This is a genomic window from Bacillus cereus group sp. BfR-BA-01349 (assembly GCF_022663795.1).
Classification (GTDB): domain Bacteria; phylum Bacillota; class Bacilli; order Bacillales; family Bacillaceae_G; genus Bacillus_A; species Bacillus_A cereus.
On record NZ_JAKUGE010000012.1, the window covers coordinates 19,566 to 38,905 of the forward strand.

Here is a 19,340-nt window from a genome sequence, read left to right on the forward strand (position 1 = left end):
CATTTTTTATTCTTTACTTTCAAAAAAGAATTCGTATTGTATTTTATATAATTCATCATCCGTTGGCTCTTCAAGAGGAATTGCTTGTAAGACAACTGTATACTCACCATTTGGAATAGGTATTTGAAATTTATTAGAAAGAATACTCGTTATAACGATACTTTCATTTTCAACTGTAAAAGGAACCGTAATCGTTCTAACTACTTCTTCTTTTTCAATATGTTTCCCTGGGGTCACTTTCACTTCACAAGTATAATCTGAAAGTGCTTCAAAAATAACAGTTCCATCTGCCTTAGCATAACCTCTTTCAAAATCTTCATCAGTCCAGTCTACATAAGGCTGCTCACCGTCATAGTTCATCAACATTAATTGCGAATAAGAAATCGTTAACTCCATAGTTCCCCTTCTCCTTCATTATGAAATGTACAACTACTACTTCACTTCAAATTTTACTCGCGTACCATCTGGATATTTATCTAACTTATTCCCTACCCAAGAGCCTGCTCCGCGGTTATCCGCCGGACTTATATATTCAATATGTGCTCCTTTTCCGCCTTCCTTGCACATCGCCATTGGCCATTCATCACGATCATACCCTTTTTTTGATGGATATGGTGCTAACGACAATTTCCTTCTATCTGCAGCACCACCACGATCGATTGTACAAACTTCTGAATGCCCTTCTTTTATAGCATCCGTAATATGTTTTCCGGTCTCTGGATAACGTTCTTTCGGAAATTCTAACACTTGATCATACGTATTTGTTTTCTTTACACTTGTTTCCTCTGGCACAAGTACTTCATAAACTGCCACTAAAATAGACAGAATTGCGATAATTGAAATGATAATACCTTTTAATTGCTTCATGTATACCTCCATGTTTCTACCAGTTTCTTTTCCTCCGTTATTATAACAAACTTCTCCTGTATATGTTTTCAGACATTATTTTAGTTATTCCTTGCCATTCCGCCAAAAATTTTCATTTTTTCACTAATGCTGTAGAAAACTAATAGCCTTCCGACATTCTTTTTCAAAGGAAGTCCTCATAAAAGATTGAAATGATATATACGATACTTTTTGGGGAGGAAATATGATGGAAGCTACCTATAAAACGAAAGATGTCACGAATAAAACAGGCATCCCAAAACATATAGTTCGCAAATATAGTCAGCTGTTAGAGGAACATGGTTATATGATTTCCAAAACAGCTGATGCTCGTATTTATAAACTTGATGATTTAAAACTATTGAAATCTATACACGAAAGAGCTGCTACATTACAAGAAGATATTTCAGAAACGATACCGATTATTTTAAAAGAAAAAGAGGCCCCGCCTGTACCAGTTATACAAGATAAGCAAGAGATACAAACGAAAGAAAAAGAAGATGGGCGTAACTTTGAGGAGTTCATGTTAAAACTTGAAATGCTAGCTCAATTAAATGAAGCAATTATTCATCAAAATTCTACTCTAATTACACAAAATCGTTTAAAGGATGAGAAACTAGACGAATTGATGCAACAAGTTTATGTAAAAGAAGGCTCTCAAGAAAAAATGCTTCAAGAGTTAGTCGATCACGTCGCTCAAACCGATGCACTGCAAAAAGAAAAGATGGACTTATTAATGAATCATATGTATAAACGAGAATCCAAACAGGAAGAAAAAATGAATAAACTTGTTAGTCAAATTTATAACAAGGACAGTAACCGTGATGCACAGCTTATGCAAGTTATTCGAGAAATTCAAGAAACAAAAAGAATGGTTGCTGCCTCAAAAGAGCAAAGCTTCTTTCAATCATTTAAAAGTTTATTTAGCCGAGCAAAACAAGAAAAAACAAATGAATAAACAATATAAAATAAAAAGTTACCTTCCATCGGTAACTTTTATTCCTTATTTTGTACAGCTGGTAATATAATAATTGCTTCAGTGCCTTTTCCACTTTCACTCTTATATTCCAATGTACCATTATGCGCTTGTAAAATACTAAATGTTACCATAAGCCCTAATCCTGTCCCTTTTTCTTTTAAAGAATAATATGGTTGCCCAAGCCTTGCTAACTGTTCTTTCGTCATACCAACACCACTATCTTTAACTCTTATTATGATTGTTTCGTCTTTTTGAATAGCTGTTACTTTTAAATATCCTTTATTTCCTTGAATTGCTTCAATACCATTTTTAACAACATTCATAATAGCTTGCTTCAATTTTGTCTTATCACCAATCGTATAAAGACTTTCTGAAATTTCAACTTGTAAATACACACCTTGCATCGCTGCAAATGACGACATGAGAGTGGTCATTTCTATTAATTGGGCTGATAAACAAATGTGTTCTTTTTTCTCAATTTGCGGCCTTGCTAAATTTAAGTAATCTGAAATAATTTGTTCCGCCCGATCCAATTCAGCTAATACGAGACTCATATAATCCTTATTCTTCACATCTTCCGTACTTTCTAGTAATTGGATAAACCCACGAACAACAGTTAGTGGATTTCGAACTTCATGTGCCACACTTGCTGCTAACTCACTTACAATATTAAGCTTTTCTGATTTTTGCATCTCTGTACGTAGCAATGCATTTTCATTTAAATATTCAGTTAAATACACCTGAAATACCATTGTCATGACCATGATAAGCGAGGCAAATATAAATCCGCTATATATTTGCGAAATATACGGTGTAAATCCTGTTTCCAAAAGAACATTAATCATGCCTAATACTAAAGAAACAAGCACATAAAATGATGAAATCATAAATGCTAAAATTAATTTCTTATCCCTTGAAAAAAGAGACCATTTCTTTGATAAAAATAGCGGAACTATCAATAGAAATATTACTTCTACAACCGGAAGAAAGCTCATTCCCTTTAGTAACCATTCATATGCAACAAAAATAACCGCTGGGATTAAACCAACAATCCCACCATATAAAAACCCACTGACTATTGGAATTGGGTGAAAGTTATACCCGCACACATTGCCAAAACAAATAGAATATGTCATGGAGAGAACGAGCGTAACGCTAGATAAAAACATAATAAAGTAACGATTTGGCTTCGGAGGCATTTCTTAATAGCGATTTAAACGAATCGCTTCATATAAAAATAGTGGCAAAATTATGATGGCAATTTGAATCAACAAATCACGGATAAGCTCCATAACCTCTCATCCCCTATATGTATTTTGATATGATTATATCATTTTATAGGTGTATTTGTTTTAAAATTTCGATTTTTCTTAACATATTTGTTGATTCTTTGTTAACAACTCATAATAATTGTTACAGATTTTCGAAATGATTGTAAACCCTGTACCAAATTTCCCTCGTGCAGTATACAATGAATACGGATTACAAAGAAAATATAAAAATACTTTTTTAGACGGACAACTATAGCAAAATACAGCATATAATCCATACTATCTATGTTTACAAATAAGTGATCATTACTTTAGTAGGAGGAAGATAAATATGGCGGGTACTACGCTTGTTTTAAAAGAAGAAAATTTGGTTGTTCTAGAAAATGTTGAAAAATCAGTATATGAAGAGTTACAGCATAAAGCAGGAGATGAAGATTGTACATGTGCTGTGAACGAATCAGTTGTTCACCTTGGCAAGGTATCCTCTGTACTCTGGAATGAAGATGAAATAGATTGGGAATACGGATATTAAAAAGTCGCTTATAGCGACTTTTTTTCTCTTTTCTCTCTCTTTCTAAATTACATATACAAAGCGCAATCATAGAAAATATGATAAAATGAACTTAATTTTCAAACGGAAGAAAGGGAGATACAATGGAACAATTCATTAACCCTAGAGTGAAGGATATCCAAATTTCTGGAATCCGTCAATTCTCTAACATGATTCAAAACTATGATAATTTGATTTCTTTAACAATCGGACAACCCGATTTCCCTACACCTTCTCTCGTAAAAGAAGCGGCAAAACGGGCTATTACAGAAAACTATACAAGCTATACACATAACGCTGGTTTACTAGAATTACGTAAGGCAGCTTGTAACTTCGTAAAAGATAACTACGATTTACATTACTCACCTGAAAACGAAACCATCGTTACAATTGGTGCTAGCGAAGCAATTGATGTTGCATTCCGAACGATTTTAGAGCCAGGAACAGAAGTAATTTTACCTGCTCCTATTTATCCAGGTTACGAACCTATTATTCGATTATGCGGTGCAACGCCCATTTTTGTAGATGTTCGTGAAACTGGATTCCGTTTAACAGCTGACGCTCTAAAAAATGCTATTACAGAAAAAACAAGATGTATCGTACTACCATATCCTTCTAACCCAACTGGTGTAACTTTATCCACAGAAGAATTAAAAGATATTGTAGATGTTTTAAAAGATAAAAATATTTTCGTCCTTTCAGATGAAATTTATAGCGAGCTTGTGTATGAACAAAAGCATACATCTATCGCTCATTTCCCAGAAATGCGTGAAAAGACAATTGTCATTAACGGTTTATCTAAATCACATTCTATGACTGGCTGGCGTGTTGGACTTTTATTTGCACCAAGCTATTTAGCAGGACACATATTAAAAGTTCATCAATACAATGTAACGTGTGCTACTTCAATCGCTCAATACGCTGCAATTGAAGCATTAACAGCGGCTAAAGACGCACCCAAAATGATGCGCCACCAATATAAAAAACGCCGTGATTACGTATATAATAGACTCACTCAAATGGGATTAACAGTTGAAAAGCCAACAGGTGCATTTTACTTATTCCCATATGTTGGTCATTTGACATCTTCATCATTTGAGTTTGCACTTGATCTTGTCAAAGAAGCTGGACTAGCTGTAGTTCCTGGAACAGCATTCTCTGAATACGGTGAAGGCTACCTCCGCTTTTCCTATGCATATAGTATTGAAACTTTAAAAGAAGGCTGCGACCGATTAGAAGCCTTTCTAATAAAAAAAGCTAAGAGTTAAACTCTTAGCTTTTTTTATGCATAATGATCACAAGTTTGACGTTTTAGTAATTTATGAGGAATAATGATACACTTTGCAGTGGATTCTGCATTCTCTACTTTATCAACTAAAGCTTTTGCTGCCTCATATCCTAGCTGATAAATATTCACATCAACTGTCGAAAGTGGCGGGCTCGCAATTTCTGATAATAAAGCATTATTAAAGCTTACAATAGAAACATCTTTCGGTACAATGAATCCTTTTTTAGAAAGAGCACTTAACACACCAAGTCCAATTAAGTCATCCGTTGCCATAATTGCCGTCGGCGGTTGCTGCAGTCCCATTAATTCCTCAACAGCTTGTTGACCACTTTCCCTCGAAAAATCAAAATGTAAAATATATTCTTTTGGTAATAAAATGTCTGCTAATTTCAAGGCATCACTCATACCAGCTAAACGATCTCTCGTTACAAGTAAATCTGATCCACCACCAATGAACGCGATTTGCTTATGCCCTAATGAAATTAAATATTCTGCCACTTCTCTTGCAGCTGTATAATTGTCATTATCTACATATGTAATTTCATCTTTTCGATCATATGGTTTTCCTATTAAAACAAACGGGAAATTTTGTTCATGTAAATATTGAATAATCCGATCATTCTCCCTTGAATATAAAAGAATAATGCCACCAATTTGGCGTCCCTGTACCATCTTTACGACACCATTAAAAATTTCTTCTTCCGTTTCACCTGTCGACATGTAAAGCGCATAACCTTCTACGTGTGCAAATGAACTAATCCCTCTTATAACTTCTGGGAAAAATGGATTTTGAAAAGCTTTACTTGCAGAACTTGGCATAACAAGACCAAGTGTTTTCGTCGTTTGGTTCGCAAGATTTCTCGCATTTAAATTGGGATGATACCCTAATTCACTCATCACTTTCCTAACACGGCGCTTTGTCTTTTCACTTATACTTGGATTATCAGCAATTACACGAGAAACTGTTGATGGTGCAACATTCGCTTGCTTCGCCACATCTTTAATTGTAACTGTCATAAAAATCCCCCTCCTCTCATTTCTCTGCCATTTTTCATATATTTTATCTCGCACTCATTGCAAGTCATAAACTTTCATTTCTTATATCTTGCAAAACTAATCCTATTCTCCCTCTTCATGTATTGTAAGGGATATAGCTATTTTTTCCTATACTATAATATACTATTTATTTCACTTCTTTTCACATGTGATGTCAAATCTCTTTTCATCTCCCTATAAACTTATTTATAGGGAGATGAAAAGAAAAATGGGACGTAATGTCCCATTTTTCATCCTTTTGTACCTCCAGCTGTTAAACCAGAAATAAAGTATTTTTGTAGTGATAGGAATAAAATTGAAATTGGGATCGCAATTAACACAGAACCCGCTGCAAACGTTGTAAATTCATTACCGAATTTCTTCGCAACCATTTCATATAATCCAACTGCTAAAGTATAATTTTCTGGTGTTCGCAAAATAATACTCGCTAAAATGAAATCTGTAAATGGACCAATGAAAGTAAATAGCGCTACAACCGCTACGATTGGCTTTGCAAGTGGCATAATGATTTGCCAAAAAATACGAAAATGTCCTGCTCCATCCATACGAGCTGATTCATCCAGTTCTTTCGGAATCGTATCAAAATACCCTTTCATAAGCCATGTATTCATCGGAATGGCCCCGCCTACATAAATTAAAATTAATGCAAGGTGTGTATCAATTAATCCTGTTAATTGAGCTAATACGTATAGAGCAATTAACGCTGCAAAGTTTGGAATCATTTGCAGAATTAAAAATGTTAATAAACCATTTGTTCTTCCAACAAAACGATATCTCGAAAATGCATAAGCGGTAAAACTAATTGCTAACACTGAGAAAATCATCGTTAAAACACTTACTTTTAATGTGTTTTTATACCATAGTAAGTAATTACTATTCTCTAGATCTAATAACTTACGATAATGATCTAACGTTGCATTTTGTGGAATAATACTTGATCCAGATAAACTATCACCCGGATTAAACGATGAGCCAATAATCCATAATAACGGATAGAAAATGATGGCACACATTACGAAAATAACTAAATAACTTAATGAGAGACGTAACATCTTCTGTCTTTTAATATTCATTTACATCATATCCTCTTCTTGGAATGATTTTGTTCTCTTAAATTGCCATAACGCAACTGTAATAACGATTAACGATAATATCATTGTAAGAGCTGCTGCTTTTCCGTACTGCGCTGAAGTCATCGTTAACTTATAAATCCATGAAATTAAAATATCCGTTCCACCTGCGTCTTGTCCAGCTACAGCAGGACCTCCACCGTTGAATAGATAGATGATACTAAAGTTATTAAAGTTAAACGTATATTGCGTAATTAATATTGGCGCTGTTGCGTATAACACTAGTGGCAATGTAATTTTACGAAACTGTTGCCAAGCTGTCGCTCCATCTACTGTAGCCGCTTCATATAATTCTCCCGGAATCGATTGCAGTATACCTGTTGTCATCGCAAAGATAAACGGGAACCCAAGCCACGTTTGAATCATAATTAAAGCAATCTTCGCCCAAAATGGATCTGTCATCCAAGCAATCTTTTCAATTCCGAATAAAGCTAATACTTGATTGTTAATCGCTCCGAATGTTTCATTAAACATACCAGAGAAAACAAGAATAGATACGAATGCTGGAACCGCCCACGGTAAAATGAAGATTGTTCGAATAATCGCCTTTCCTTTAATACCGGGCTGATTTACGATAATCGCTAAGAAAATACCAAGTGCAACTTGTAATGTTGTTGCAACGAATGTCCAAATGACAGTCCAAGAGAATACACTTACAAATGTCTCTCTCCACATCGGTAAAGTGAAAATATCAATAAAGTTTTTAAAGCCCACCCAATCTACTAATTTAGCTGGAGGAGAATGATATAAATCATAGTTTGTAAATCCAATTAAAATTACGAAGATGATTGGAAATACGACCACAAAGATAAGTAGTAGAAAACCTGGTGAAACCATTAAATAAGGAAAACCTTGATCTAACAAATTACGATATTGCTCTTTTACAGAATTTAACGGTGTTCCGCTATCACGTTTCTTTCCATTTTGGTATGCATCATATAAGTTAAATGCATATATGCCGAGCCCAAAAGCGATAACGATAAGGGCCAAGATTCCTTCTACTAATAGAAAGACAGAATGGTCACGTGGAACTTCTGTACCAAGCGTTACAATACCCCATAATCCCATATTTAATAAATCAGCAAAGGCTACAATAAAAGAACCTGTTAATACTAGAAAAATAAGACCTTTTACAAATTGTTTATTATACATTTGGCCCACGCCTGGAATGATTGATAACATGGTTGCCATTTTCCTATGCTTTGAACGGTTTAACCCATTTGCTGGTTCCATAGATGTTTGCATGTTCCTTCCCCCTTTTTTCTTCCTACATGGAAGGGAGAGAATTCGTGCCTCTCATATTAGAGGCACGAATTTCACCTTATTTTTTCTTGTTATGATTTGCCTTAATATTACCTTTAATTTGTTTCACTGCACTATCAAGCGCCGCTTTTGGTGCCTCTTTATCTGTAACAACTAATTGAAGCGCATCTCCAGCTGGTTTCCAAACTTCTTGCATTTCTGGAATGTTTGGCATTGGAATTCCATTTTCAGATTGCGTTGCAACTGCTTTTGCAGCTTCGTTATCTTTAATAATTGGATCTTCCATTACTGATTTTACTGGAGGAATTTCTTTTGTTTTCTCAAATCGAATTTTTGCGTTTTCTTCATTTGTTACCCACTCAGTGAATTTTGTAGCTAAATCATTTTGTTTAGAGAAACTTGTTACATGCCATCCTTTAACCCCAACAAACGTTTTCATTGGTTGACCATTTGGTAATTTCGGCATTGGAGCAACGCCATAATCAATCCCGTTCTTTTCCATTGCTTGGAACGCCCATGGGCCATTCATGATAGAAGCTGCTTTTCCTTCATTGAATAGTCCATCAGCAGCAGGCCCACCTGATTCACCGATAATACCTTTTGGGAATAATTTTTCCTTGTACCATTTTTGAAGATATTCAGCACCTTGTACTGCTCCACTATTATTTAATCCAACATCACTTGCATTTGGCTTTCCATCTTTTTCACCAAATACATAACCGCCCATACCTGCCATGAATGCATTAGCAAAGTAGAAGTTATCTCCTAATGCTAAAAATCCGTACTTGCCATCTTTCGTAAATTCTTTTGAGAAGTTAAACAGCTCGTCCATCGTTTCTGGCGCTTTTGGCATTAGTTTTTTATTGTAAATAAAGACTGGTGTCTCAATTGCTTTTGGTAAACCATATAATTTTCCGTTATATGTCTGTGCTTCTATTGATGAATTAGTAAATTTACTCTTTACAGCATCATCTGCTTTCACTTCAGAAAGTAAACCTTCTGTTACTGCATTTCCGATTTGATCGTGTGGCAATGTTACAACATCTGGTCCAGTCCCCGCTGGCCCATCAAGGCGTAACTTCTTCACTTGATCTGTCATTTGCATTTCAACAACTTTTACTTTTACTTTATATTTTTCCTCAAAGCTTTTCACTGCTGGTTCTAAACCAACACCTTTTTTATCATCTTCCCAAACAAGAAGATCATAGTCTTTTTTCGCTTTACTTTCCTCTTTTTTCCCTGAATCTTTCGGTCCACATGCAGATAACATACCAATAGATAATGCTGAAACCGTTAATAATGATAATGCTTTCTTCATCCCAAAAACCTCCCTAAATTGTCTATGTACCTCAGTAACTGAAAACGTTTGCATTTGGTAGTTTAATTGAAGCGCAAACAATATCTCAATCTATGAAAACGTTTGCGCTATTTGTCTATCATTATACATTCTTTTATTCATTTTGCAAATATTAATTTAAAAATTATGTCATTATACTCTTTATACATTGACTTTATATAAAATGAATACTACTCTTATAAGCAATATTAAAGCTACGAGAAAGGCAATCGTTTGCAATACAGGCTTTATTATTACACTTAAGGGAATACTATGTATAGAGATATTGAAGGGGGATTTTCTATATGTTTAAAGAAGCCATTTATCATAGGCCGAAAGATAATTATGCATACGCTTATGATGAACAAACAATTCACATCCGAGTACGTACTAAGAGAGATGATATTCAAAGCGCCGATCTTATTTACGGTGATCCTTACGAATGGAAAGACGGGAAATGGATATCAGCAAGTACACCCATGAAAAAAACGGGTTCTACTGCATTATTTGATTATTGGTCCATTGCAATCGAACCAAAATTTAAGCGCTTACGTTATGGGTTTGAATTAAAATCTGAAACAGACACTCTTATTTATGCAGAGCGAGGATTCTTTTCTAGCATTCCAAATGATGATGTTGGTAACTTTTTCTGTTTTCCATTTATTCATGCAGATGATGTATTCAAAGCACCATCTTGGATTAAAGACACCATTTGGTATCAGATTTTCCCTGAGCGATTCGCTAATGGCGATAGTACGCTGAATCCAGAAAACACCCTTCCTTGGGGAAGTGCGAATCCAACTCCAACTGATTTTTTCGGCGGAGATTTTTCTGGTGTTATTCAAAACCTTGATTACCTTGTTAAGCTTGGCATTTCCGGAATATATTTCACACCTATTTTCAAAGCTCATTCAAACCATAAATATGACACAATTGACTATATGGAAATTGACCCACAATTTGGGACGAAAGAAACTTTTAAAGAGCTCGTTGAAGAATGTCATAAGCACGGTATAAAAGTAATGCTTGATGCTGTGTTTAATCATAGTGGATACTTTTTCGAGAAATTTCAAGACGTACTAGAGAATGGTGAGAAGTCCGCATATAAAGAGTGGTTCCACATTCATGAATTTCCGATTATAACCGAACCACTTCCAAATTATGATACTTTCGCCTTTACACCGTATATGCCTAAATTAAATACAGCTCATCCAGATGTAAAAGAATACTTACTTGAAGTAGGACGTTATTGGGTACGAGAATTCAATATAGATGGCTGGCGCCTTGATGTCGCCAATGAAGTCGATCACAACTTTTGGAGAGAATTCCGAACTGAAATAAAGACACTAAATCCTGAAGTATATATTTTGGGAGAAATTTGGCACGATGCCCTTCCGTGGCTACAAGGCGATCAATTTGATGCTGTCATGAGCTATCCTGTTACAAATGCTCTACTTTCTTACTTTGCTAACGATTCCATTAAAGCAAGTGAATTCATGAAGCAAATTACAGAATCTCTACATTCCTACTCTATGAATGTAAATGAAGCAGCATTTCATTTATTAGACAGCCATGATACTCCAAGAATTTTAACAACATGCAACGGAGATAAAAATAAGTTGAAATTGCTCTATGTATTCCATCTTTCTTTCATCGGCTCTCCTTGTATTTATTACGGGGATGAAATTGGTATGGATGGCGGCATGGACCCTGATTGCCGTAAATGTATGATTTGGGATACTAAGGAACAAGATCATGCATTATTTACCCATATACAAACATTGATTTTATTACGTAAACAACATAAAGCATTTGGAGGACATGGTACTTTTCAATTCATCGAAGCAAATGATGAACATAATTATATTTCTTATACGAAAACATATGAGGATGAAACTATCTTTTTCGTTTTAAACCCTACTAATAGTGAAGTTACAGTTTCACTCCCTCTTCATGTTACTGGTAAGAAAATAATTAACATTTATACAAACGAAGAATTTTCAGCGGAAGCAAGTGTATTACAAGTTACACTTCCTCCATATGGATTCTCCATATTAAAATGGTAATCCAAAAAAGCCTTATGCCAAGTTTGAAATGGCATAAGGCTTTTTCTTATTTCAATTTGAACACTATCGCTTCATACGGACGTAATGGAATGTTATCTATTGATCCGATTTCTACATCGTAATTGTGTATAAATAACTCTGATTCACTATAACTAATATCCTTAGGCATTTCAAATACACTTTCATCCGCAGTAAAGTTTGCAATGACAAGTAGTTTTTCATCTCCATATGTTCTTACATAAGCAAAAATAGAAGGGTCATTATCTAATATTAAATCATATGATCCATACACAACTATTTCATTATTTTTGCGTAGTTCAATTAATTTCTTATAGTAATAAAAAATTGAACCTTCATCTTGGATTGCTTGTTTCACATTAATCTCTTTATAGTTAGGATTTACAGTAATCCAAGGTTCACCTTTTGTAAATCCAGCGTGATTCTGATCATTCCACTGCATCGGAGTTCTAGCATTATCACGACCCTTTATATAAATAGATTCCATTACTTTTTCTATATCTTCACCATGGTCTATCACTTTTTCTTTATACATATTTAACGTTTCAATATCTCGATATTCATCAATTGATTGGAATCGAACGTTCGTCATTCCAATTTCCTCTCCTTGATAAATATATGGCGTTCCTTTCATCATATGAAGAACTGTCGCTAACATTTTTGCTGATTCAATGCGATACATTCCATCATTACCAAAACGAGATACAACGCGAGGCTGATCATGATTATTCCAATAAAGGCTATTCCATCCGGTATGCTCTAATGCTTTTTGCCACTTTGTTAAATTCTCTTTTAAAGTAAGAAGTGAGCATGGTTTTACATCCCACTTTCCACCTTCTCCTGAATCTAAATCCATATGTTCAAATTGGAATACCATTTGCAACTCTTTTCGTTCTTCTCCAGTATACAATTTCGCTTCTTCTGTCGTTACACCAGGCATTTCACCAACCGTCATAATATCATAATGCGATAATACTTCCTCATTCATTTCATGTAAATATTTATGAATGTTTGGACCGTTCATAAAATGCTTATGACCTGAAACATACCCCTCTTCTTCTGTTTCAACAGCTGGTAATCCCTCTTCTTTAGAAATAAAATTAATAACATCCATACGGAAGCCATCAATTCCTTTTTCTAACCAAAACTTCATCATTTCATAAACATCTTGTCTTACCTTTTCATTATCCCAATTTAAATCTGGCTGTTTTTTAGAAAACAGATGTAAATAATATTCATCTGTCATTTCATCATACTGCCATGCTGATCCACTAAACGCTGCTCCCCAGTTATTCGGCTCTTTTCCTTCTTTTCCAGGGCGCCATATATAGTAATCTCTATATTTATTATCTTTTGATTTACGTGATTCAATAAACCAATTATGTTCATCCGAAGTATGATTAACAACTAAGTCCATCATAAGTTTCATATTACGTTCATGCATTTCATGTAATAGCTCATCCCAATCTTCCATTGTTCCGAACTCGTTCATAATTTTACAATAATCGCTTATATCATAACCATTATCATCATTTGGAGATTCATAGACTGGTGATAACCAAATCACATCAATCCCTAACTCTTTTAAGTAATCTAGCTTTGAAATAATCCCTTGAAGATCTCCTATACCATCACCATTACTATCCATAAAGCTACGAGGATAAATTTGATATACTACACTTTCTTTCCACCATTGTTTTTCCATTATGCTACCCCATTTCATTCATCATTCATTTTTCTCTTTTTTAAGGTGCAAGCGTTTTCATTAATGAATGATAACAGATTCTATCTCAATTTAAAATAGCGCTTACAATTTTTATTGTTCTTTTTCTAAGAAAACATATGAAAACCACTAATAAATCTCCAATAAATGAAAACGTTTTATTTTTTTATTTATTTTTTGAATCTATTCGTTTATAATGAACTCAAAGAAAACGTTTGCATAATTATTTCTAGGGGGAAATACCATGGCAGAACTTAAATTAGAAAACATTTATAAAATATATGATAATAACGTAACAGCTGTAACTGATTTTAATTTACACATTCAAGATAAAGAATTTATTGTATTTGTCGGTCCTTCTGGATGCGGAAAATCTACAACATTACGAATGGTAGCTGGACTTGAAGATATTTCAAAAGGCGAGTTTTCAATTGATGGTAAACTAATGAATGATGTTCCTCCAAAAGATCGAGATATCGCTATGGTATTCCAAAACTACGCTCTTTATCCACATATGAGTGTATATGATAATATGGCATTTGGATTAAAACTTCGAAAAATACCAAAAGATGAAATCGATCGTCGTGTGAAAGATGCAGCAAAAATTTTAGGACTTGAACAATATTTAGATAGAAAACCGAAAGCATTATCAGGTGGACAGCGCCAACGTGTTGCTTTAGGTAGAGCAATCGTTCGAGATGCAAAAGTTTTCTTAATGGATGAACCATTATCAAACTTAGATGCTAAACTCCGTGTTGCAATGCGCTCAGAAATTTCTAAGCTACATCATCGTCTTGGAACAACAACAATTTATGTAACACATGATCAAACAGAAGCAATGACTATGGCTTCGCGTCTTGTCGTTATGAAGGATGGAAAAATCCAACAAATTGGAACTCCAAAAGAAGTATATGAAACACCAGAAAACATTTTCGTGGGTGGATTTATCGGCTCACCAGCTATGAACTTCTTCCGTGGTAAATTGACTGAAACCGATTTCGTTATAGACAATACTATAAAAATTAAAGTATCTGAAGGAAAAATGAAGATGCTACGTGAACAAGGCTATGTAAATAAGGAAATTGTTTTAGGTATTCGTCCAGAGGACATTCATGATGAACTACTATTTTTAGAAGCTTCACAATCTACTGCCTTCACAACAAAAATTGAAGTCGCTGAGTTATTAGGTGCTGAATCCATTTTATATATGAAACTTGGGAATCAAGATTTTGCGGCACGTGTAGATGCAAGACATACGTTTTCACCTGGTGACCAAATTAAATTAGCATTTGATATGAATAAAGCGCATTTCTTTGATAACCAAACTGAACAACGTATTCGCTAAAAAATTTATCTTTACTATACACATACAAAAAACCGTCCACATATATTGAGGGCGGTTTTCATTATTATACTAGGGCTTCTACTGTATGAAATGATTGTCCTTTCGTGCTAATAATACCGAAAATCGGTAAATCACTAAGCACCACTTCTTCTTGCTGTTTCATAAAAGATGACGTTAATTGTTTTATCTCTATCCAAACGTCATTAATACAAAGTACATTGGAATCGTTCTCTTGTTGGCGAGAAAAAATAGAATCTATTTTATATAAACCTGCATTTTGAAAAAGCATATCAATGCGACTGAATGCATTCAAAGTAATGCTAATAACGCGTTGCCAATCTCCTTGCTTTCCCATATCATAGGATACAAAAAGTGCCTCTCCGCCTAGATTCATAATTTCCTCCACTGTTGCTTGTCCACTCTCTTGATCAATGTCCGTCACAATAACTTTTGCGCCTTGTTTAGCCAACAAAAGAGCTGTATTACGTCCAATACCGATGCCACCGCCAGTTACGATAGCAACTTTTCCTGCAAGCTTCATTTTCATTACCCCTTCTATAAGTCTTACCGTCATTCAGTATACTCCTTTATAAGATTAATCTGCAAGCAAGAAAAATTGCTATTTCATTTGTAAACGTTTACTTTTTATCCTTCTTTTTTCTTACTATTACGCTGATCGAAAACTAAACCGATGAAAATTAAAATCCCCCAAAAGATTACACTACCTCCAGTCATTTTAATCTCCCCCTTATTATATAAAGATATTATTTTAATCATTATAACATTTTCTAAATTTTCAATCTATTAAAAATAAAAATGATATTATTACATAAATGGTATTTGTATAACAAAAAAAAAGACCTTCTTATTTTATGTATAAAAAGGTCTTTTTTTCATTATACAAGACTTATTACTTTCGTTTTTGTAATTAAATCCTGAAAACCACAATTATCTTTGCGGAACAACATCATATATATATTACATATTAATGGAATTCCTAATAGCAATACGTTCGGTAATAACACTACAAAAAATCTTATAATTAATGTTTGCAACGTTAGCTTTTCACTCTTCAATGAAATTAATTTTATTCTCGTTACCTTTTTTCCAAGTGTAACACCGTTCCAAATAAAGGGTAACACAATAAAATATATCGCCATTAATATAAAAACTACTGCGAAATCATATCTAAAATCACCTAAGCTTATATTAAAGCGCTTAAACATAGCACTATAGTTTCCGGTCATAACAGCTACTACTGCACCATACATAACCGAGATTAAAAACATGTCAATTAGGGAAGCACCTATGCGATTCATTACAAGCGCTGGACGATGCATCTTTAACTTCATTTTATGTCGACTCCTTCATATCCTTCTTTACCCGTCTCATCGTACCACTTCTAAAAAACATTGTAAACTAGCGTTTCTCTTACTTTTCTTGTACAATTTGTTACAATAGCATTATAAAGGAGGTTCCCATATTGAAAAAATGGATAATCCTATTCGTCGCCTTCCTATTAACTGGTTGTGCAGGAAACACAGGTCACTTAACTTATACGGTTAACGATGAATACGAACTCATACGTACTTCTGGAAATGCATTTGAACTTTTCCCCTCGCAAGATGCTGTATATGCCACACAATACATCCCTGCAAAAATTACAGACATTGCTTGGGATGATAAATACATTATTGCAAAACAAACCGAGGAAAAACCAGATCCGAATAACCCTGACGCAGCAATTGCAAATAAAAAAAGTGAACATTATTGGATTATTGACGTAAAGCACAATAAACGTTTCGGTCCCTACAATGAAAAGCAATTTAATGAACAAAAAGATGCGTTTAAAATTAAGGTGCCTTTTCAAAGTGTAGATTCATACATAAAAGAAATAAAAAAACAGTCAGCATAATATTTGAATGCTGACTGTTTTGTCTTACATTATTTTAGTGAGATGTTAAACGTTTGTGGCTCTTTTACAACATCTTGTGTTTCTGAATCCCCTGCAAGTAAATCATCAGTTGTAAACTGAATATCCTTTACCTTGTCTTTTCCATCGTCAAGTATTAAACCAATAATACCATCTCTTGTTTCACCAGGCTTATAGTCTTCTCTTGATACATTTTTTGTACCAACTAACGTATCTTCGTCATATAAAAAGTTTTGAGTGGCTACTTTAAAATGTTGCTTACCATTAATCATAACATCATTCATAGAGAAAAATTGCATATTTTTATTTCCGCTATTCTCCACTTTATATGTAATCTCAACGTAACGAATTGTATTACTAATCTCTGTTCCACTTAGCGATGCATATAATTCTGCATCTTCTTGGCTTACTTTATCCCCTAATCTCCGTTTTACTTCTTCAGGAGTTAGTGCCGTGTATACTTTCAATGTTTTTTTTGCCTTTTCACTCATCTGTGATAAAGAAATTACTTTCACATCTTGTACGTGAATTTTCATTGGCGCTACTTCAAATGTTTGATTCACAGAATGCATCTGCTCTAACTTGAAAGTACCCCATCCTGTTTCTTTCACTTTTTGTCCTACTTTTTTCAGCTCACGCCCACCATATTCTTTTGTTTCAGGAATAGATTCTTTCTTCTTTGGTTCAGCTTTCTTTTCTTCTTGATGGAAGCAACCACTTAACATAAGAAGAAAACTACATAAAACAAAAATACTTTTCCATGCTTTCATCATTTCATTTCTCCTAACGCTATCATTCATGAATATAAAATTAGTCCCTGGCTTTGTAAACTATAGAAACAATGACAAGTCCACAAAATGAACTTGTCAGTCCAGATACTATTATACCTCCAATTTGGAAAATATGAAAATAGGGATCTAGGAACGCGTGCATGATAAATATAATAGTTGCTACAACAATTACTGAAACCCAATACTTTCTTTTTTCCGAAGCTAAAATAAGATCTTTACCCATTTCATTTCTATACTTCCATAAAACGTATACTAATAATAGAACACCAATACATGTACTTCCATGTTGCATATATTTATAAACAGAGATACCGTACCATTCTCTTTGTAATAATGGTATTTTCATAACAAAATAGCCTGTCTTATGAGTGAATGCATCCCAAACAACATGCGTTAACATACCGAATAATGCTGAATAACAAAATACAAAAAGATTCTTCCATGTATGAAGCCCCCACCACTTGTCTACTACATATGTATAATACCCAGCAAACGGTTTAGGTAAATGCGTTATAAAAGGCTTTTTTAAAATGTAATGATATATGTATGCTAACAAGAAGACAAGTGGTAAATTCAAATATAAGAATCCAAGCCACGTATGCCCAATTACACCATACGGTCTAAAGTGTAAAAAATATTCAAAGTCAGGCGCCATACTACCTAATATAAGAGCCGTTACTGAAATATGTTTAGAATGCTTTTTCGCAAAAGGAAGAACTGCTGCTGGATGTGCAAATGTAAACGGCATACTTTAACTCCTTCTCACATTTTCAATAGAATACCATATATCATAACGAGAGAATGGATCTTCATGCAATATTTATTTTCACATTGGAATATGATAGTTTAAATGATATAATCCACATAAAATATTCAGAAAATAAGGAAGGGATTCAGGTGTCATTAACACTTGTATTTGCCGCCTTTTTAGAATCAAAATCCTTTATGAATTGAGGTTTATATATTGATTGACGTACCTTTTTTACAAAATGTCACATTAAAAAAAGAAAATATCCCTAGTTTTTCCGCATATCCTTACTGCTTACCCGCTATTCGAACATTACAATCACTAGCTTTCCATCCAAATGTAACATTCATTATTGGAGAAAACGGAACAGGTAAATCAACATTACTTGAAGGAATTGCAATTGCGTTAGGCTTTAATGCAGAAGGTGGAACGAAGAATTTCCGCTTTAGCACTAACGATTCACATTCATCTTTACATGAATACCTTCGAATTTCCAAAAGTTTCAATACACCAAACGACGGTTTCTTTCTTCGCGCTGAATCATTTTATAACGTTGCTTCTTATATTGATGAAATAGATGCTATAAAATCTTACGGCGGCGTTTCACTACACGAACAATCTCACGGCGAATCATTCTTTTCCTTATTTATGAACCGTTTTTCAGGACAAGGTTTATACATTTTAGATGAGCCTGAGGCAGCTTTATCACCAATGAGACAACTTTCCATGCTCATTCGAATGCATGAGCTAGCGGAACAAGGTTCACAATTTGTTATTGCGACGCATTCTCCTATTTTAATGGCCTACCCTGAATCCACTATATATTCTTTAACACAAGAAGGGATTCACGAATCCACATTAGAAGAAACTGAGCATTACCAAACGACGAAACTTTTCTTTGAAAATCGTGATCGATTATTTCATCATCTATTTGAATCGTAAAAAAAGAAGCAGCAAT

At 34.2% G+C, this 19,340-nt stretch carries 20 protein-coding genes; 7 read left to right on the forward strand and 13 right to left on the reverse strand.

The features are described 5' to 3' along the window. Window positions 1-6: 6 nt before the first annotated feature. Both comJ and nucA read right to left on the reverse strand, forming a co-directional pair. Window positions 7-396: a competence protein ComJ gene (gene comJ / locus MR169_RS08920; protein ID WP_000424030.1), complete on the reverse strand. Its 390-nt coding sequence runs from the start codon at window positions 394-396 to the stop codon at window positions 7-9. A 36-nt stretch (window positions 397-432) separates the two neighbouring features. Beyond that, complete coding sequence (gene nucA, locus MR169_RS08925; RefSeq protein WP_000811494.1) at window positions 433-867, reverse strand: DNA-entry nuclease; 435 nt, start codon at window positions 865-867, stop codon at window positions 433-435. A 226-nt stretch (window positions 868-1,093) separates the two neighbouring features. Between nucA and MR169_RS08930 the strand changes: the two genes are divergently transcribed. Further along, a complete protein-coding gene (locus tag MR169_RS08930; RefSeq protein WP_242319282.1) occupies window positions 1,094-1,843 on the forward strand; it encodes a DUF3967 domain-containing protein in 750 nt (249 codons plus the stop codon). Window positions 1,844-1,881: 38 nt separating this feature from the next. On the opposite strand, the gene kinB is transcribed toward MR169_RS08930, so the two are convergent. Next, entirely contained in the window at window positions 1,882-3,063 is a 1,182-nt protein-coding gene (gene kinB, locus MR169_RS08935) for a sporulation sensor histidine kinase KinB (RefSeq protein WP_242319283.1), read from the reverse strand. A 403-nt stretch (window positions 3,064-3,466) separates the two neighbouring features. On the opposite strand from kinB, the gene MR169_RS08940 reads away from it, so the two are divergent. Both MR169_RS08940 and MR169_RS08945 read left to right on the forward strand, forming a co-directional pair. Next, on the forward strand, window positions 3,467-3,667 hold the full coding sequence (locus MR169_RS08940) for a hypothetical protein (RefSeq protein ID WP_000929276.1): 201 nt from the start codon (window positions 3,467-3,469) through the stop codon (window positions 3,665-3,667). Window positions 3,668-3,789: 122 nt separating this feature from the next. Continuing rightward, window positions 3,790-4,953, forward strand: a complete 1,164-nt coding sequence (locus MR169_RS08945) for an aminotransferase A (protein WP_242319284.1) — start codon at window positions 3,790-3,792, stop codon at window positions 4,951-4,953. 14 nt (window positions 4,954-4,967) lie between these two features. Here MR169_RS08945 and malR read toward each other — a convergent pair whose 3' ends face one another. From malR to MR169_RS08965, 4 genes are all read right to left on the reverse strand, one after another. Continuing rightward, window positions 4,968-5,990 (reverse strand): maltose operon transcriptional repressor MalR, encoded by a 1,023-nt coding sequence (gene malR / locus MR169_RS08950; RefSeq protein WP_242319285.1) that lies wholly within the window; start codon window positions 5,988-5,990, stop codon window positions 4,968-4,970. A 269-nt stretch (window positions 5,991-6,259) separates the two neighbouring features. Next, window positions 6,260-7,102: a maltosaccharide ABC transporter permease MalD gene (gene malD, locus MR169_RS08955; RefSeq protein ID WP_242319286.1), complete on the reverse strand. Its 843-nt coding sequence runs from the start codon at window positions 7,100-7,102 to the stop codon at window positions 6,260-6,262. Beyond that, a complete protein-coding gene (gene malC, locus MR169_RS08960; protein ID WP_001194997.1) occupies window positions 7,103-8,404 on the reverse strand; it encodes a maltosaccharide ABC transporter permease MalC in 1,302 nt (433 codons plus the stop codon). A gap of 76 nt (window positions 8,405-8,480) precedes the next feature. Continuing rightward, window positions 8,481-9,740 (reverse strand): extracellular solute-binding protein, encoded by a 1,260-nt coding sequence (locus MR169_RS08965; RefSeq protein ID WP_242319287.1) that lies wholly within the window; start codon window positions 9,738-9,740, stop codon window positions 8,481-8,483. 323 nt (window positions 9,741-10,063) lie between these two features. On the opposite strand from MR169_RS08965, the gene MR169_RS08970 reads away from it, so the two are divergent. After that, window positions 10,064-11,824, forward strand: coding sequence for an alpha amylase N-terminal ig-like domain-containing protein (locus MR169_RS08970; RefSeq protein WP_242319288.1), 1,761 nt, complete (start codon window positions 10,064-10,066; stop codon window positions 11,822-11,824). 46 nt (window positions 11,825-11,870) lie between these two features. Here the strand turns inward: MR169_RS08970 and malL are convergent, their stop codons facing one another. Next, the gene (gene malL / locus MR169_RS08975) at window positions 11,871-13,547 is read right to left on the reverse strand and encodes an oligo-1,6-glucosidase (RefSeq protein ID WP_000415178.1); all 1,677 of its coding nucleotides are present in this window, start codon (window positions 13,545-13,547) and stop codon (window positions 11,871-11,873) included. Window positions 13,548-13,809: 262 nt separating this feature from the next. On the opposite strand from malL, the gene MR169_RS08980 reads away from it, so the two are divergent. Continuing rightward, window positions 13,810-14,910, forward strand: coding sequence for an ABC transporter ATP-binding protein (locus MR169_RS08980; RefSeq protein ID WP_000818931.1), 1,101 nt, complete (start codon window positions 13,810-13,812; stop codon window positions 14,908-14,910). A gap of 64 nt (window positions 14,911-14,974) precedes the next feature. Here MR169_RS08980 and MR169_RS08985 read toward each other — a convergent pair whose 3' ends face one another. The 3 genes from MR169_RS08985 to MR169_RS08995 all read right to left on the reverse strand — a co-directional run bounded on the left by MR169_RS08985 (window position 14,975) and on the right by MR169_RS08995 (window position 16,262). Continuing rightward, the gene (locus MR169_RS08985; RefSeq protein ID WP_000218410.1) at window positions 14,975-15,484 is read right to left on the reverse strand and encodes an SDR family NAD(P)-dependent oxidoreductase; all 510 of its coding nucleotides are present in this window, start codon (window positions 15,482-15,484) and stop codon (window positions 14,975-14,977) included. A gap of 71 nt (window positions 15,485-15,555) precedes the next feature. Further along, the gene (locus MR169_RS08990; RefSeq protein ID WP_000145653.1) at window positions 15,556-15,645 is read right to left on the reverse strand and encodes a hypothetical protein; all 90 of its coding nucleotides are present in this window, start codon (window positions 15,643-15,645) and stop codon (window positions 15,556-15,558) included. Between the two features lie 161 nt (window positions 15,646-15,806). After that, complete coding sequence (locus tag MR169_RS08995) at window positions 15,807-16,262, reverse strand: RDD family protein (RefSeq protein WP_000769095.1); 456 nt, start codon at window positions 16,260-16,262, stop codon at window positions 15,807-15,809. A 131-nt stretch (window positions 16,263-16,393) separates the two neighbouring features. Between MR169_RS08995 and MR169_RS09000 the strand changes: the two genes are divergently transcribed. Further along, the gene (locus tag MR169_RS09000) at window positions 16,394-16,825 is read left to right on the forward strand and encodes a DUF3997 domain-containing protein (protein WP_242319289.1); all 432 of its coding nucleotides are present in this window, start codon (window positions 16,394-16,396) and stop codon (window positions 16,823-16,825) included. Between the two features lie 29 nt (window positions 16,826-16,854). Here MR169_RS09000 and MR169_RS09005 read toward each other — a convergent pair whose 3' ends face one another. Together MR169_RS09005 and MR169_RS09010 are read right to left on the reverse strand one after the other, a co-directional pair. Beyond that, window positions 16,855-17,616: a hypothetical protein gene (locus MR169_RS09005; protein WP_000973894.1), complete on the reverse strand. Its 762-nt coding sequence runs from the start codon at window positions 17,614-17,616 to the stop codon at window positions 16,855-16,857. Between the two features lie 37 nt (window positions 17,617-17,653). Then, a complete protein-coding gene (locus MR169_RS09010) occupies window positions 17,654-18,382 on the reverse strand; it encodes a DUF4184 family protein (RefSeq protein WP_201144578.1) in 729 nt (242 codons plus the stop codon). 216 nt (window positions 18,383-18,598) lie between these two features. Between MR169_RS09010 and MR169_RS09015 the strand changes: the two genes are divergently transcribed. Beyond that, complete coding sequence (locus MR169_RS09015) at window positions 18,599-19,324, forward strand: AAA family ATPase (RefSeq protein ID WP_000568001.1); 726 nt, start codon at window positions 18,599-18,601, stop codon at window positions 19,322-19,324. The last annotated feature ends 16 nt before the right edge of the window (window positions 19,325-19,340 follow it).